General features: G+C 54.5%; 10 protein-coding genes. 8 read left to right on the top strand and 2 right to left on the bottom strand.

Translation table 11 applies throughout. The annotated features are described in order from the left end of the window. The first annotated feature begins 1 nt into the window (after window position 1). The 3 genes from sapF (at window position 2) to ACPUC7_RS00550 (ending at window position 3,029) form a co-directional block, all read left to right on the top strand. A complete protein-coding gene (gene sapF / locus ACPUC7_RS00540; RefSeq protein ID WP_343551905.1) occupies window positions 2-805 on the top strand; it encodes a putrescine export ABC transporter ATP-binding protein SapF in 804 nt (267 codons plus the stop codon). 119 nt (window positions 806-924) lie between these two features. Continuing rightward, a complete protein-coding gene (gene fabI / locus ACPUC7_RS00545) occupies window positions 925-1,713 on the top strand; it encodes an enoyl-ACP reductase FabI (protein WP_007892455.1) in 789 nt (262 codons plus the stop codon). A gap of 194 nt (window positions 1,714-1,907) precedes the next feature. Then, a complete protein-coding gene (locus tag ACPUC7_RS00550) occupies window positions 1,908-3,029 on the top strand; it encodes a CMD domain-containing protein (RefSeq protein WP_494921376.1) in 1,122 nt (373 codons plus the stop codon). Here the strand turns inward: ACPUC7_RS00550 and ACPUC7_RS00555 are convergent. After that, window positions 3,026-3,922 carry a LysR family transcriptional regulator gene (locus ACPUC7_RS00555; protein ID WP_494921377.1) on the bottom strand — a complete coding sequence of 299 codons (897 nt, stop codon included), beginning with the start codon at window positions 3,920-3,922 and terminating at the stop codon, window positions 3,026-3,028. The two genes, ACPUC7_RS00550 and ACPUC7_RS00555, sit on opposite strands and share 4 nt — an antisense overlap. Before the next feature lie 56 nt (window positions 3,923-3,978). After that, entirely contained in the window at window positions 3,979-5,568 is a 1,590-nt protein-coding gene (locus tag ACPUC7_RS00560) for a PTS transporter subunit EIIC (protein WP_494921378.1), read from the bottom strand. Window positions 5,569-5,812: 244 nt separating this feature from the next. Between ACPUC7_RS00560 and ACPUC7_RS00565 the strand changes: the two genes are divergently transcribed. The 5 genes from ACPUC7_RS00565 (at window position 5,813) to pdeR (ending at window position 14,857) form a co-directional block, all read left to right on the top strand. Then, entirely contained in the window at window positions 5,813-8,119 is a 2,307-nt protein-coding gene (locus ACPUC7_RS00565; protein ID WP_494921379.1) for an FdhF/YdeP family oxidoreductase, read from the top strand. Window positions 8,120-8,243: 124 nt separating this feature from the next. Then, window positions 8,244-10,175: an exoribonuclease II gene (locus tag ACPUC7_RS00570; RefSeq protein WP_494921380.1), complete on the top strand. Its 1,932-nt coding sequence runs from the start codon at window positions 8,244-8,246 to the stop codon at window positions 10,173-10,175. Between the two features lie 184 nt (window positions 10,176-10,359). Further along, complete coding sequence (locus tag ACPUC7_RS00575) at window positions 10,360-12,426, top strand: carbon starvation CstA family protein (RefSeq protein ID WP_494921381.1); 2,067 nt, start codon at window positions 10,360-10,362, stop codon at window positions 12,424-12,426. Beyond that, window positions 12,419-12,715 (top strand): YbdD/YjiX family protein, encoded by a 297-nt coding sequence (locus tag ACPUC7_RS00580; RefSeq protein WP_494921382.1) that lies wholly within the window; start codon window positions 12,419-12,421, stop codon window positions 12,713-12,715. Before ACPUC7_RS00575 ends, ACPUC7_RS00580 begins: the two co-directional genes overlap by 8 nt. A 156-nt stretch (window positions 12,716-12,871) precedes the next feature. Beyond that, window positions 12,872-14,857 (top strand): cyclic di-GMP phosphodiesterase, encoded by a 1,986-nt coding sequence (gene pdeR / locus ACPUC7_RS00585; protein ID WP_343553560.1) that lies wholly within the window; start codon window positions 12,872-12,874, stop codon window positions 14,855-14,857. The last annotated feature ends 6 nt before the right edge of the window (window positions 14,858-14,863 follow it).

Raw genomic sequence — 14,863 nt, forward strand, 5'->3', positions numbered from 1 at the left:
CATGGAAACACTGTTGGAAGTGCGCAACCTGAGCAAAACCTATCGCTATCGCACTGGCCTGTTCCGTCGTCAGCACGTCGAAGCGGTAAAAGGTGTCAGCTTTACCCTGCGTGAGAAGCAAACGCTGGCGGTAATTGGCGAAAACGGGTCAGGCAAATCAACGCTAGCGAAGATGCTCAGCGGCATGATTGCACCCAGCGCAGGTGAAATGTTGATTGACGATCATCCGCTGGAATATGGCGATTACGGTTATCGCAGCCAGCGCATTCGCATGATTTTTCAGGATCCATCGACCTCACTCAATCCGCGTCAGCGCATTAGCCAGATTCTCGATTTCCCGCTGCGCCTGAATACTGAACTCGACGATGAAGCACGCGAAAAGCGCATTATCGCCACGCTGCGCCAGGTGGGATTGCTGCGCGATCACGCGGGTTACTATCCGCACATGCTGGCACCGGGTCAGAAACAGCGTTTGGCGCTGGCGCGTGCGTTGATCCTGCAACCAAAAGTGATTGTCGCCGATGAAGCCCTCGCCTCGCTGGATATGACCATGCGTTCGCAGTTGGTGAACCTAATGCTGGAACTGCAAGAGAAGCACGGTATCGCCTATATTTATGTCACGCAGCATCTCGGCATGATGAAGCACATCAGCGATCAGGTGCTGGTGATGCATCAAGGTGAAGTGGTTGAGCGCGGCGGCACCGCCGATGTACTGGCCTCGCCGCTGCACGACCTGACCAAACGCCTGATTAGCAGCCACTTTGGCGAAGCCTTGACCGCCGAAGCCTGGCGACGTGAGCGTTAAAGGCGCACAGATTTACCGCATTTATAGAGACGTGCTAGACTTCGCACGTTAAATAACGTCGGTCGCCTACTTTTTAATCTTCGCGGCCGCCAACAACAATGACCAAAAGGATTACAGCTATGGGTTTTCTTTCCGGTAAGCGCATTCTGATTACTGGCGTTGCCAGTAAACTCTCAATCGCCTACGGTATTGCGCAGGCGATGCACAAACAGGGCGCAGAACTGGCTTTCACCTACCAGAACGACAAACTGAAAAGTCGTGTGGAAGAGTTTGCTAAAGATCTGGGTTCAGACATTGTTCTGCCTTGCGATGTGGCTGAAGACGAGAGCATCACTGCGCTGTTCACCGAACTGGCAAAAACCTGGCCGAAATTTGACGGTTTCGTTCACTCAATCGGTTTCGCGCCTGGCGATCAGCTGGATGGCGACTACGTGAACGCCGTTACCCGCGAAGGCTTCAAAATCGCTCACGACATCAGCGCTTACAGCTTTGTGGCGATGGCGAAAGAGTGCCGTGCGATGCTGAACCCGAACTCCGCCCTGCTGACTCTGTCTTACCTGGGTGCAGAGCGCGCGATCCCGAACTACAACGTGATGGGTCTGGCTAAAGCGTCTCTGGAAGCAAACGTACGCTACATGGCGAACGCGATGGGTCCAGAAGGTACGCGTGTTAACGCCGTGTCTGCGGGTCCAATCCGTACGCTGGCGGCTTCAGGTATCAAAGATTTCCGTAAGATGCTGGCACACTGCGAAGCGGTTACCCCGATTCGTCGTACCGTGACCATCGAAGACGTGGGCAACTCAGCTGCGTTCCTGTGTTCTGACCTCGCAGGTGGTATCACCGGTGAAGTGGTTCACGTTGATGGCGGCTTCAGCATTGCCGCAATGAACGAGCTGGAACTGAAATAAGTTTTATAGGGTCGCCATTTATGGTGGCCCGCTTTTAAAAACCCCCGCCTTATACTCGTAAGCTATTAATTATTCCCCATCATTCTTTTGCCGTGGACCGCCGTTCAGCGACGATAAGCTAGCCCTTTGTTGTCTGCCTGCTTTTCAGATTCGCACGCTGTACAGCAAGTCCGTTTTTAGCGAAAGGAATGACCATGGAACAACGCCGTTCTCCCGGCCATGACCACTGGTTTTATGAAAGCCAGACTCGCCCGAATAACACCGCCACCGCGCCATTAGTCCCGGAAGCCGCCCATATCGAAGATCGTTTTTTGCTGGGTTTACAGCAAGAAGCCAGCGCGCTCCAGCCGCTGCTATCGCGTTTTCAGCCGGCTTTGTTGGCCGCGCGCGATCTCAGCCAGATTCTGTTCCCGGATGCGCTGACCACCAGCTTGACGCACACCTTAACGCTTTACGATCGTCTCAGCACCGCGCTGACAGTGGCGCAAGTCGCGGGCGTTCAACGCTTGTGTAATCACTACTCAGCACGACTCAATCCGCTGCCCGGCCCCGACTCTTCGCGTGAAAGCAATAATCGCCTGACGCAAATCACCCAATATGCGCGGCAATTAGCCATGCAGCCGGAATTGATTACGGCGCACAGCATCAGCGCGTTGGATGCGGTGGGATTGACTGAACCGGATATCGTCACACTTAACCAATTGATTGGCTTTGTCAGTTATCAATCGCGCGTGGTGGCGTCATTGCAAGCGATGATGGGCGTGCCGGTGCGTTGGATCCCCGGCGTTACCCCGCCGCCCGATGCCAGCGCCGCACTGTTCGCCAACAACGACGCATGGCAACCCGCGTTGAAGCCGGTGGAACTTCGCTATGCCAGCGCCGAACAGCTAGCAGCGGTAACGTTTTGCCAGGGCATCGACGGTTTGGATGAGGCGATTTGGTTGCTGGTGCACGACGCACCGGCGCTGTATGGCTTCACCACCTTGAAGCAACGCTTGAACGAGCATTTTGCCGAAGATGAGGTCTTGGCCCAGGCTGCCAGCGCACGCGCATTGGGTTGTCGCCGCCAATTTGCACAACTTGCAGGACCATGGCGCGAAGCGTTATTACAGAACGTAAACAGCGCGAGCGAAACGTCCTCGGTGATTGCATTGAGCTTGCAGTTAACCCGCCAACCCGATCGCTTCAGCGCCGCCCATTTACAGCCGCTGTTGAATGCCGGTTGGGGCAGCGAACGTCTGTTTACGCTGCTGCAAGCGGTGGCGTTCGCCAACTGGCAAGATCGCCTGCTAATGGCATTGGGCGAAACGCGTTAATCGGGCAGATGCCGACGCGCTTCATCAAAGAAATGCTGAGCCAGCGGCGATGCTCTGCCCGGCTCGGCAATCACTAACGCGGCTTGTCGCCCCATCGGCGCAATATCAATCGGTCGCTGCGCCAGATTCTGCAACAACTCCGGCAACAAATGCCCGCGCGGCGACACCATAACACCCAATCCGACCTGCGCACTTTGCAGCAGCTGCATAATCGAGGCGCTTTCGACGATCACGCGCGGCACCACGCCGGTTTCACGCAGTTGACCATCCAGATAGCGGCGGAAATAGCGTGTGGGCTCAGCCAGGCACAGCGGTTGTGCGGCAAGCGTATTGAGAGAAAGCGTTTCCTGATCCAGCAAAGCCGGGAAATGTGCTGGATTAAAGATCGCCTCGACGCCGGGATCTTTAAGCAACGCAGTTTGGAAATGGAGTTCGCGTAATGACGTCAACTCAAAGAAACCAATGCCGCCATCAACGGTATGACTGTTCAGCGCTTCCAACAGTTGATCGGCGCTCATCGCCGAAACGCGATAGTCAAGCTGCGGATAACGCGCTTGCACCGCTTTCAATAGCGCCGGCAGCGCTACGCTGCATTGCGGCATCACGCCAAGTCGCAAGGTGCCATTGACGCCATGCTTGAGTGATTCCACTTCCAGCTTCAATCCCTGATACACCGAGACAATCTCACGCGCCCACGTCAATACACGCTCGCCTTCTGGCGTGAAACCGTCAAAGTTGTTGCTGCGATTAATCAGCGACAGCCCCAATTCACGCTCAAGATTTTTCAGGCGCATTGACAGCGTCGGCTGGCTGACAAAACTGGCCTCGGCGGCGCGGCCAAAATGGCTTTCGCGTTCAAGATTGACCAGATAAATTAACTGTTTGATGTCCATGGAAATCAGAATTGGCTGGAAAAACGCAGTGTAGCATGTCGCGCCGCGGCACGGTGTTACGCCATGCCTAACGCGCTCTTCACTTGATGAGAAATTTTCTCGACCTGCGGGCCGTAAATCACCTGCACATCGTGCTCACTGACCCGATTAATGCCGTTTGCGCCAGTGGTTAACAAGGTTTGATCGACCACTTCATTCATCGCTTTGACGCGCACGCGTAGTCGCGTGAAGCAGCAATCGACATCTTCGATATTGGCTTCACCGCCAAGGCCGCTGATGATCACTTTGGTGCGCTCATCCGCCGTCACTTGCTCAGGTTTATGTTCGTCATCGGATTCGCGGCCCGGTGTTTCTACCCGCATGCGTGTAATCACCCAACGGAAGCCGTAGTAATAAACCGGCACATAAATCACGCCCAGCGCAATCGTCCACCACCAATGGGTTTTGCTGCCGCCAAGAATACCGAACACCACCAAATCGATTGCGCCGCCCTGCACGTTACCGATCATCAGATGCAGCATCGACATCAACATAAATAACAAGCCGGTCAATAGCGCATGCAGGATGTACAACACCGGCGAAACGAAGATGAAGCAGAACTCCAACGGTTCGGTGATGCCGGTGGTGAACGAGGTCAACGCGCCCGCCAGCACCAGCGCTTTTACCCGCTGTTTATGCTCGGGTCGCGCGGTGTGATAGATCGCCAGCGCCGCCGCCGGTAAACCAAACATCATCACCGGGATTTTACCTTGCGCCAGGAACTGCGTGGCACCGCGTACTGTGTCATCGGGGATAGCGCCAGGATGCGTCAGCGATGTGTTGAAGATATTCAGCGCACCGACAATGCTTTGCCCGTCGACCGTTGCCATGCCGCCAATCGGCGTGAAGCGCACCGTTTCGTTGAGGATGTGGTGCAAACCGGTGGGAATCAGCAGGCGTTCACTGGTGCCGAGCAAAAACGCGCCGTATTGGCCACTTTTGCCAATCATTAAACCGACCCACGCAATCCCTTCCCCAATGGTTGGCCAAATCAAGGCCAGCAACACGCCGACCAACGGCAGCAGCACCACGGTGACAATCGGCACAAAACGCCGTCCGCCAAAGAAGCTGATCGCCGTGGGCAACTGTTGGGTATAAAAACGATTATGCAGTAGCACGGTGACAAGCCCAGCAATCACCCCGCCGAGCACGCTCATGTTGTAGGTAAAGATGCCCAGCATGTCGATGTATTCCGCCGAGGTCATCATCGCCGCAGTTTGGTCCATGCCGGCTTTCTGCAACGCTTCCGGCGTGGTGGTAGCAGCGGTTAAGCCTTTCGATGCCAACGTGGTGCTGATCCCGACGTTCATCGCGATATAGCCAATCACCGCAGCAAACGCGGCGGTAGGTTTCTCGGCTTTCGCCAGGCCAATGGCGCTGGCAACGGCAAAGAACAGCGGCAGATTGGCAAACAGCGCACCAGCGACTTTACGAATAAACCCAATGATCAGTTGCGGTACTTGCATGTTGGCGAAGGCATCGCCGGTAATCGCGGGATTTTGCATTGCCGCGGCTAGCCCAAGAAAGATGCCTGCCGCAGCGATAACCGAAATCGGCATCATCAAAGCTTTGCCGAATGCGTGAATTTGGCTTGCCAGATTCTTCATGCTGCGTGCCCTTTTCATGATGGAAAGAGCAATTATTAGCCAGTTATCCATTTGGCACGTAATCACTACGCCAGCGCAGCCGGGAAAGTTTGACTTAGGTCACGAATTTACGCCTTTACGCGATAAACGCCGCCTATCGCACCATTAAACCAATCAATTAGACAACTTTTAAGCTGAGTCGCACACTTCCCGCTAACAGAAGACATATTTTGATAACAATTCATAAACAAATAAGCCTGCGACCATGAAATTTAAACGTAAGATTCAACCCTATCGCGCTGCTGCGGGCGGCTGGGGTTCTTTGGAAGCCACCACCCGTTTCGTCCTTGATAGCAAAGCCGCACTGAAAAATATGCGCAACTTAATGCGCATGAACAAAGCGCGCGGCTTTGACTGCCCAGGTTGCGCCTGGGGCGATGACAATAAAAGCACCTTCAGCTTCTGTGAAAACGGCGCTAAAGCGGTGACGTGGGAAGCCACGCGTCGTGTGGTTGAGCCCGCATTTTTTGCCCAGCACAGCGTGAGCACTCTTTACCAGCAAAGTGACTACTTCCTCGAGTACCAGGGCCGCTTAACCCATCCGATGCGCTATAACAGCGCTACCGATCACTACGAACCGATTAGTTGGGACGACGCCTTTGCGCTGATCGCCCGCCATTTACAGGCGATGGATCATCCTAATCAAATGGAGTTGTATACCTCCGGTCGCGCCAGCAACGAAGCTTCGTGGTTGTATCAACTGTTTGGTCGCGTGATGGGCACCAACAACTTCCCGGATTGCTCCAACATGTGTCATGAAGCCAGCGGCACCGGCCTGAAGCGCAGCATTGGCGTGGGTAAAGGCACTATCCGTTTGGACGATTTCGACCACGCTGATGCGATTTTCGTCTTCGGTCAGAATCCGGGTACCAACCATCCACGCATGCTTCACAGCCTGCGTCACGCCGCCGATCACGGTGCGAAGATCGTCACCTTCAATACCTTGCGTGAACGTGGGCTTGAGCGTTTTGCCGATCCGCAGAAGCCGCTGGAAGTGGTGACCTCAATGGCAGGCACCATTAGCTCGGCCTATTACCAGCCGAATCTCGGCGGCGACATGGCGGCGATTCGCGGCATGGTGAAAACCCTGTTGGAAGTGCAGCGTGAACGTTTGGCTGCCGGTGAAAAAGGCATCTTCGATCAGGCATTTATTGATGCCAATACCCACGGATTAGCAGCCTATCTCGACGCGGTAGATAACACGCGCTGGGACGATATCGTACGTCAATCGGGGCTGAGTGAAGCGCAAATCCGTGAAGCGGCGGTGATTTATCAAAGCGCTGAGCGCGTGATCATCACCTGGGCAATGGGCATTACTCAGCACAAGCATTCGGTTGATACCGTGCGCGAAATTACCAATCTGCAATTGCTGTTTGGTCAGCTCGGCAAGAAAGGTGCCGGTTTGTGTCCTGTGCGCGGCCACAGCAACGTGCAGGGCAACCGCACTATGGGCATTGATGAGAAGCCGAATAAGCCGTTCCTCGATGCACTTGGCGCTCATTTCGATTTTGAGCCACCACGCGAACACGGTCATAACACCGTTGAAGCGCTGAATGCGATGCTGCGTGATGAAGTTAAAGTGCTGATCGCGCTCGGCGGCAATCTGGCTGCGGCGGCGCCAGATTCACCGGTGACTGAAGAAGCGTTGCAGCATTGCGGTTTGACCGTGCACATCAGCACCAAGCTCAATCGCAGCCACTTGGTGCCGGGCCACGAAGGTTTGATTCTGCCAACCTTGGGCCGCACCGAACGCGATCGCCAGGCGAGTGGAAATCAGTTCATCACGGTTGAAGACTCATTCAGCATGGTGCACGCCTCAGAAGGCGTGGGCATTCCGTTGGCCGAAACGCAGCGTTCAGAAACCGCGATTGTCGCCGGAATTGCACACGCGACACTGGGCAGCGATAAAATCGACTGGCTGGCGATGGCAGGCAATTACGATCTGATTCGCGATCACATCGCCGCCACCATTCCCGGCTTTGCTGATTTCAATAACAAATGCGATCTGCCGGGCGGCTTCTACCTTGGCAGCGCGGCCGCGGAATTGCGCTTCAATACGCCAAGCAAGTTAGCCGAGTTCAGTGCAGCAGCCTTGCCGACTTCGCTGTTCCCACAGTTAGGCGACGTCGCGGTGCCGTTTACCCTGCAAACATTGCGTTCGCACGATCAATACAACACCACGATTTACGGTCTCGATGACCGTTATCGCGGCGTGTATGGTCAGCGCGAAGTGGTGTTTATTCATCCGGACGATATGGCATCACTCGGCTTCAGCGAAGGGCAATTGGTGGATATCGAAACATTGTGGAATGACGGCTTAATCCGTCGCGTCAGTGGTTTTAAACTGGTGCCGTACAACATTCCGCGTGGCAACCTCGCCGCCTATTATCCGGAAACCAACCCGCTGGTGCCGCTTTCCAGCTTTGGCGACGGCAGCGGCACGCCAACCTCGAAATCGGTGCCGGTGAAGTTGGCATTGACGGCCGCCGTTCCGTCTCAACGCATCGCCTAATCGACGCGTTATCAGAAGGTAAAAAGCCGCGTAAAGCGGCTTTTTCGCCTGTTTTGGCCTTGCCGCGCGCACCCGATTCGCGTAAAACTGTCAGCCGCTCTTAGGCCACGAAACTATATAAATTATGTTCCAGGATAATCCGCTGCTCGCGCAGCTTAAAGAGAAGCTTCACGCCCAGACCCCGCGCGTTGAAGGTGTTGTTAAAGGCACGGAAAAAGGCTTTGGCTTCCTTGAAGTTGATGCTCAAAAAAGCTACTTCATTCCGCCACCACAAATGAAGAAAGTGATGCACGGCGACCGCATTTCTGCCGTGATCCACACCGATAAAGACCGCGAGAGTGCCGAGCCGGAAACCCTTATTGAGCCGTTCCTCAGCCGCTTTGTTGGCCGCGTGCAGAAGAAAGACGATCGTCTGTCAATTGTGCCCGATCATCCGTTGCTGAAAGACGCGATTCAATGCCGTGCAGAACGCGGCGTAACCCACGATTTCCAAACCGGCGATTGGGCCGTAGCAGAAATGCGCCGCCATCCGTTGAAAGGCGATCGCGGTTTTTATGCTGAACTTACCGAATTTATTGTCACGGCGGACGATCACCTCGCGCCGTGGTGGGTCACGTTGTCACGCCACAACCTGGAACGTCAGGCGCCGGATGTCGGCTTTGGTGAGATGCTGGACGAAAATCTGACGCGTGAAGATCTGACCGCGTTGAATTTCGTCACCATCGACAGCGCCAGCACCCAGGATATGGATGATGCGTTGTATGTGGAAGAGACCGCCGACGGCAATCTGTCACTGATCATCGCCATCGCCGATCCTACCGCTTACGTGGCAGAAGGCAGCGAACTCGACACCCTGGCGTCCAAACGTGCTTTCACCAACTATCTGCCAGGCTTCAACATTCCAATGTTGCCGCGCGAGCTTTCCGACAATGTGTGTTCACTGCGTCCGAACGAACGCCGCCCTGCGCTGGCGTGCCGCGTGACCGTGTTGAAAGATGGCAGCCTCGAAAATGCGCAGTTCTTTGCCGCGTGGATCGAGTCGAAAGCCAAGCTGGTATATGACGAAGTGTCAGATTGGCTGGAAAACACCGGCAGCTGGCAGCCTGAAAACGACGAAATCGCCCAGCAAATACGTCTGCTGAATCAGTTGTGCCTGGCGCGCAGCGAATGGCGTCAAACCCATGCGCTGGTATTTAAAGATCGTCCGGATTACCGCTTTGTGTTGGGCGAGAAAGGCGAAGTGCTGGATATCATTTCCGAGCCGCGCCGCATCGCCAATCGTATCGTGGAAGAAGCGATGATTCTGGCTAACGTCTGCGCTGCCAACGTGCTGCAAGAGAAGCTGGGCTTTGGTATCTACAACCTGCACACCGGTTTTGATCTGGCGAATGCTGAGCAAGCGGCTGGCGTGCTGGCCGGTCACGGCATTACCGTTGATCCGCAGGCGATTACTACGCTGGAAGGTTTCCGTCAGTTGCGTCGTGAACTCGATGCGCAACCAACGCAATATCTCGACAGCCGCATTCGTCGCTTCCAGTCATTTGCCGAAGTGGGCACAGAACCAGGTCCGCACTTTGGTCTCGGCCTCGAAGCGTACGCCACCTGGACTTCGCCAATTCGTAAGTTCGGCGACATGATCAACCATCGTCTGCTGAAAGCGATTGTGCGTGGCGACAGCATTGCGCGTCCGCAGGACGAGTTGACGACCATCATGAGTGAACGTCGTCGCCTCAACCGCATGGCGGAACGTGATGTTGGTGATTGGCTGTACGCGCGCTTCCTCGCGCCATCTGCGGGTACCGATCGCAAGTTTAGCGCGGAGATTATTGATGTTTCGCGTGGCGGTATGCGCGTGCGCTTGCAGGAAAATGGCGCCGTTGCCTTTATCCCTGCCCCGTTCATTCACGCTGTACGTGATGAGCTGGTGTGCTCGCAAGAGAGCGGCACCGTGCAGATTAAAGGTGAAGTGGCTTACCGCGTGACCGACATTATTGATGTGACCATCGCCGAAGTGCGCATGGAAACACGCAGCGTGGTAGCGCGTCCCGCCGCCTGAGCATGAAATCCTGCGGGATAACAGCCGTTATCCCGCATTTCTCCCCCGCCGTTTTAGCAAATGTTAAATTTGCCTTCTGCTTCACACTTCTAACTCGATCACCTTCCGTTAACAATTCATTACATTACTTTTAACTTGTTGTATCCGATCGCTTGTTTTCCCGGTCCCTACAAGGAGTTAACTCATGAACAACGTCAGAACCGGCGCCATCTGGTTAGCAGTGGCGTTAATTGGCGCGGGCGCATTTGCCATGTTGGCGCTCAGTCGTGGCGAACACGTCAACGCCGTCTGGCTGGTGATTGCCTCTGTGGCTTGCTACAGCATCGCTTATCGTTTCTACAGCCTGTTTATTTCTAAACGCATTTTCGAATTAGACGATCGTCGCCGCACGCCAGCCGAACGCTTAAGTGACGGGCTGGATTATGTGCCCACCAATAAATGGGTGCTATTTGGTCACCACTTTGCCGCGATTGCCGGTGCGGGTCCGCTGGTTGGCCCGATCCTTGCGGCGCAGATGGGCTTTTTGCCCGGCACCATTTGGATTCTGGTCGGCGTGATGTTTGCTGGCGCGGTGCAAGATTTCCTGATCCTGTTTATTTCTACCCGCCGCGATGGTCGTTCGCTGGGTGAAATGGCGCGTCAGGAGCTGGGATCGTTCGCCGGCGTGGTTACCATGCTGGGCGCGCTTGGCGTGATGATTATCATCCTCTCAGCGCTGGCGTTGGTGGTGGTTAAAGCGCTCGCCAACAGTCCGTGGGGCTTGTTCACTATCGCTGCCACCATTCCCATTGCGCTGTTTATGGGCGTGTATATGCGCTTCCTGCGTCCGGGAAAAATCGCTGAAGTGTCGATTATTGGCTTTGTGCTGATGATGGCCGCGATCATCTACGGCGGCGACGTGGCAGCCGATCCCTATTGGGGCCCGCTGTTCACCCTAAAAGGCACCGAGCTGACATGGGTATTAGTGATTTATGGCTTTGTCGCCTCTTCACTGCCGGTGTGGCTGCTGCTGGCGCCACGTGATTATCTTTCCACCTTCCTGAAAATCGGCGTCATCATTGGTTTGGCGATCGGCATTCTGTTTGCCATGCCTGAACTGAAGATGCCTGCGGTGACAAAGTTCATCGACGGAACCGGCCCAGTATTCTCTGGCGCACTGTTCCCGTTCCTGTTTATCACCATTGCCTGCGGGGCGATTTCAGGCTTCCACGCGCTGGTTTCCAGCGGCACCACGCCGAAACTGGTGGAGCGTGAGAGCCATATTCGCTTTATCGGCTATGGCGCAATGTTGATGGAATCTTTCGTCGCCATCATGGCGTTGATTTGCGCCTCGGTACTCGATCCAGGCGTTTACTTTGCGATGAATTCACCAGCCGCGCTGATCGGTACCACGGTGGAAAGCGCCTCACAAGTGATCAACGGTTGGGGCTTTGTGGTGACGCCTGAGATGCTGAGTGGCATTGCGCGTGATGTCGGCGAGAGCACCATTCTGTCGCGGGCCGGTGGCGCACCAACCTTCGCCGTTGGCATGGCGCACATCATCACCGAAGTGTTTAATAGCCGGGTGATGATGGCGTTCTGGTATCACTTCGCCATTCTGTTCGAAGCGCTGTTTATTCTTACCGCCGTGGATGCCGGTACCCGCGCCTGTCGTTTTATGGTGCAGGATCTGGTCGGCACCGTGGTGCCTTCAATGGCGAATAACCGCTCATGGTTGGGCAATATGGCGGGGACCACGGTCGCCGTCGCCGGTTGGGGATTCTTCGTCTATCAAGGCGTGGTTGATCCGCTGGGCGGTATTAACACGCTGTGGCCGCTGTTTGGTATCGGCAACCAGATGTTGGCGTCAATGGCATTGATTCTGGGTACCGTGGTGCTGTTCAAGATGAAAAAACAGCGTTACGCATGGGTGACGATTTTACCAACGGCCTGGTTGTTCATTACCTCGATGACCGCCGGTTGGCAGAAGATTTTCCATGAGAAGCCGTCGATTGGCTTCCTCGCCCAAGCCAATAAGTTCCGCAAAGGCATTGATGACGGCATGATCATCGCACCGGCGAAAACCGTGGCGGATATGCAAACCATCGTGTTTAGCAATCAAATTAACGCGGCCCTGTGCGCCTTCTTTATGCTGGTGGCCGTAACCATGCTGGTTGCCGCCTTCTTTGTGATTCGTCGTGCGCTCAACAGCCATGTCCCCACCACACACGAATCCGAGATATCACTGCGTAAAGAGGTGCGAAATGTCTAAGTCCATTTTCCACTGGAGAAAACCGGCTGGCGCGTGGCAGATTCAGCTCTGCTTACCGATTGCACCCGCAACGGCTGGGCAAAGTCTTAATCGTTGGCAACGATTGTGGCGCGGTTTACAGCAAAGTTTTCGCTTAATGGTTGGCGTGCACGACTATCAAACTTATCTGAAGCATATGCGTGATCACCATCCAAACATCGTGCCAATGGATGAGCGCGCTTTTCATCGACATTGCCTCGATGCGCGTTTTCCCAGCCAGCCAGGCAAACTTGGAAAGTGCCCCTGCTAAAATTCTCCCGCCCCGTTTATCGGGGCTTTTTCGTGCCATTCTTTAATAAAAACAAAAATATATTTGGTTTGCATCTTGTGCTGGCTCAAGAGGTTGAATACTGTTGCTAAAATAATGAGATACCGCCCGCTGAGCATTCCCCCGGAGGAAGTTTCCATGACCGATGAACAAGGGCAAACACTGTTGTACACGTTGTTTGGCACAACTAGCCCTCATTGGCGTTTAACTTCAGATAGTGATGCTCTGCATTTTGCCGAAGACGAAAACGCGAACACCAATATGGCGATCCCGTTGACGCCCGCGCAGGCCAGTTTATTGCGCGCCATGACGGTTATCACTTCGAGCATCAACCTCACGCTGTCACTGCATGGCGAGCCAGTACCGATGCATTTTGTCGGTCGTAAAGTCAATCAATCCACCTGGGCAGGCACGTCCTCGGCCTGGGGCGATACTTCGGCTGTCGCGCGCGATTTAACGCTGGGTTTATCTTTCGCTGAACAAGTGGTTTCTGAAGCCAATTCAGTGATCGTCATCCTTGATCAACGCGGTAATATCCAACGATTCAATCGCTTAAGCGAAGAGTATACCGGTCTGAAAGAGCAGGAAGTGATTGGCCGGAACGTGTTTCAGCTTTTTATGACCAAGCAGGAAGCGCAAGCCTCACGCCGCAACATCTCAGGATTTTTCCGCGAAGGCAGTTCTTATGAAGTTGAGCGCTGGGTTAAAACCCGCAAAGGTCAGCGACTGTTTCTGTTTCGTAATAAGTTTGTGCACAGCGGTAGCGGGAAAAATGAAATTTTCCTCATCTGTTCTGGAACGGACATCACAGAAGAGCGTCGGGCTCAGGAACGTCTCCGCGTCTTAGCCAATACCGATACCGTGACCGGTTTACCCAATCGCAATGCCATTCATCAGCAGATTAGTCTGGCACTGGAGTTGGCGAATGGCAGTCAAACCGGCGTGGTTTATCTCGATTTAGACAATTTTAAGAAGGTCAACGACGCTTACGGCCACATGTTCGGCGATCAGCTGCTGCAAGCGGTGTCGCTGGCGATCCTGAGCTGTCTTGGCAAAGACCAAACGCTGGCGCGACTTGGCGGCGATGAATTTGTGGTGCTGGCGGAACACACCAGCCAGGCCGCGCTGGAAGCCATGGCGTCACGTATTCTCGAGCGTCTGCGTCAGCCGTTCCGCATTGGTTTGATTGAGGTCTACAGCGGCTGCTCGATTGGTATCGCCCTCGCCCCGCTGCACGGTGAAGATCGCGAAAGCCTGATCCGTAATGCCGATACCGCGATGTATCACGCCAAAGAGAATGGTCGCGGCAAATTCTGCGTGTTCGCTAACGAGATGAATCAGCGCGTGTTTGAGTATTTATGGCTCGACACCAACCTGCGTAAAGCGCTCGAACTCGAACATCTGGTGGTGCATTATCAGCCCAAACTCAATGCCGAAGGTGAAGTGCTGAGTGCCGAAGCGTTGGTGCGCTGGAACTCACCGGAGCGTGGCTTGGTGCCGCCGGGTGATTTTATTTCTTATGCTGAAGAGTCGGGGTTGATCGTGCCGCTGGGTCGTTGGGTGATGCTCAATGTGCTGCAACAAATTATTAAATGGCGGCGCGAAGGCATTTACCTGCGCGTGGCAGTGAATGTCTCAGCGAAACAACTGATCGACCAAAGTATTTATACCGATTTAAAACATGCGTTAAGTGAAGCGGGCCTCACTGATTGTCCGATTGATATCGAACTGACGGAAAGTTGCCTGATCGAGAATGAAGCGGGTGCATTAAGGCTGATGAAGCAGTTTCAAGAGTTGGGCGCGCAAGTGCATCTCGATGATTTTGGTACCGGCTACTCTTCGCTTTCCCAGTTGGCGCGCGTCCCTATCGACGCCATTAAACTGGATCAGAGTTTTGTGCGTAATATCAATAAGCAACCTGTTGCGCAGTCGCTGGTCCGTGCGATTGTCGCGGTTGCCAAAGCCCTTAAGTTGCAGGTGATCGCCGAGGGCATTGAAACCAAAGCTGAAGAGAAGTTTGTTATGGCCAACGGTGTCGATGGGCGTCAAGGTTATCTTTATGCAAAACCAATGCCCGCAGAAGAGCTCGGGCATTGGCTGGCTAAGCATCCTGCCCGCGTCTAACGCTGG

It is taken from the genome of Pantoea sp. CFCC18179 (assembly GCF_059412405.1).

Excerpts from the sequence above, each read along its gene's own strand:
- sapF (WP_343551905.1), top strand. The coding sequence starts at position 2 with ATGGAAACACTGTTGGAAGTGCGCAACCTGAGCAAAACCTATCGCTAT.
- fabI (WP_007892455.1), top strand. The coding sequence starts at position 925 with ATGGGTTTTCTTTCCGGTAAGCGCATTCTGATTACTGGCGTTGCCAGT.
- ACPUC7_RS00550 (WP_494921376.1), top strand. The coding sequence starts at position 1,908 with ATGGAACAACGCCGTTCTCCCGGCCATGACCACTGGTTTTATGAAAGC.
- ACPUC7_RS00555 (WP_494921377.1), bottom strand. The coding sequence starts at position 3,922 with ATGGACATCAAACAGTTAATTTATCTGGTCAATCTTGAACGCGAAAGC.
- ACPUC7_RS00560 (WP_494921378.1), bottom strand. The coding sequence starts at position 5,568 with ATGAAGAATCTGGCAAGCCAAATTCACGCATTCGGCAAAGCTTTGATG.
- ACPUC7_RS00565 (WP_494921379.1), top strand. The coding sequence starts at position 5,813 with ATGAAATTTAAACGTAAGATTCAACCCTATCGCGCTGCTGCGGGCGGC.
- ACPUC7_RS00570 (WP_494921380.1), top strand. The coding sequence starts at position 8,244 with ATGTTCCAGGATAATCCGCTGCTCGCGCAGCTTAAAGAGAAGCTTCAC.
- ACPUC7_RS00575 (WP_494921381.1), top strand. The coding sequence starts at position 10,360 with ATGAACAACGTCAGAACCGGCGCCATCTGGTTAGCAGTGGCGTTAATT.
- ACPUC7_RS00580 (WP_494921382.1), top strand. The coding sequence starts at position 12,419 with ATGTCTAAGTCCATTTTCCACTGGAGAAAACCGGCTGGCGCGTGGCAG.
- pdeR (WP_343553560.1), top strand. The coding sequence starts at position 12,872 with ATGACCGATGAACAAGGGCAAACACTGTTGTACACGTTGTTTGGCACA.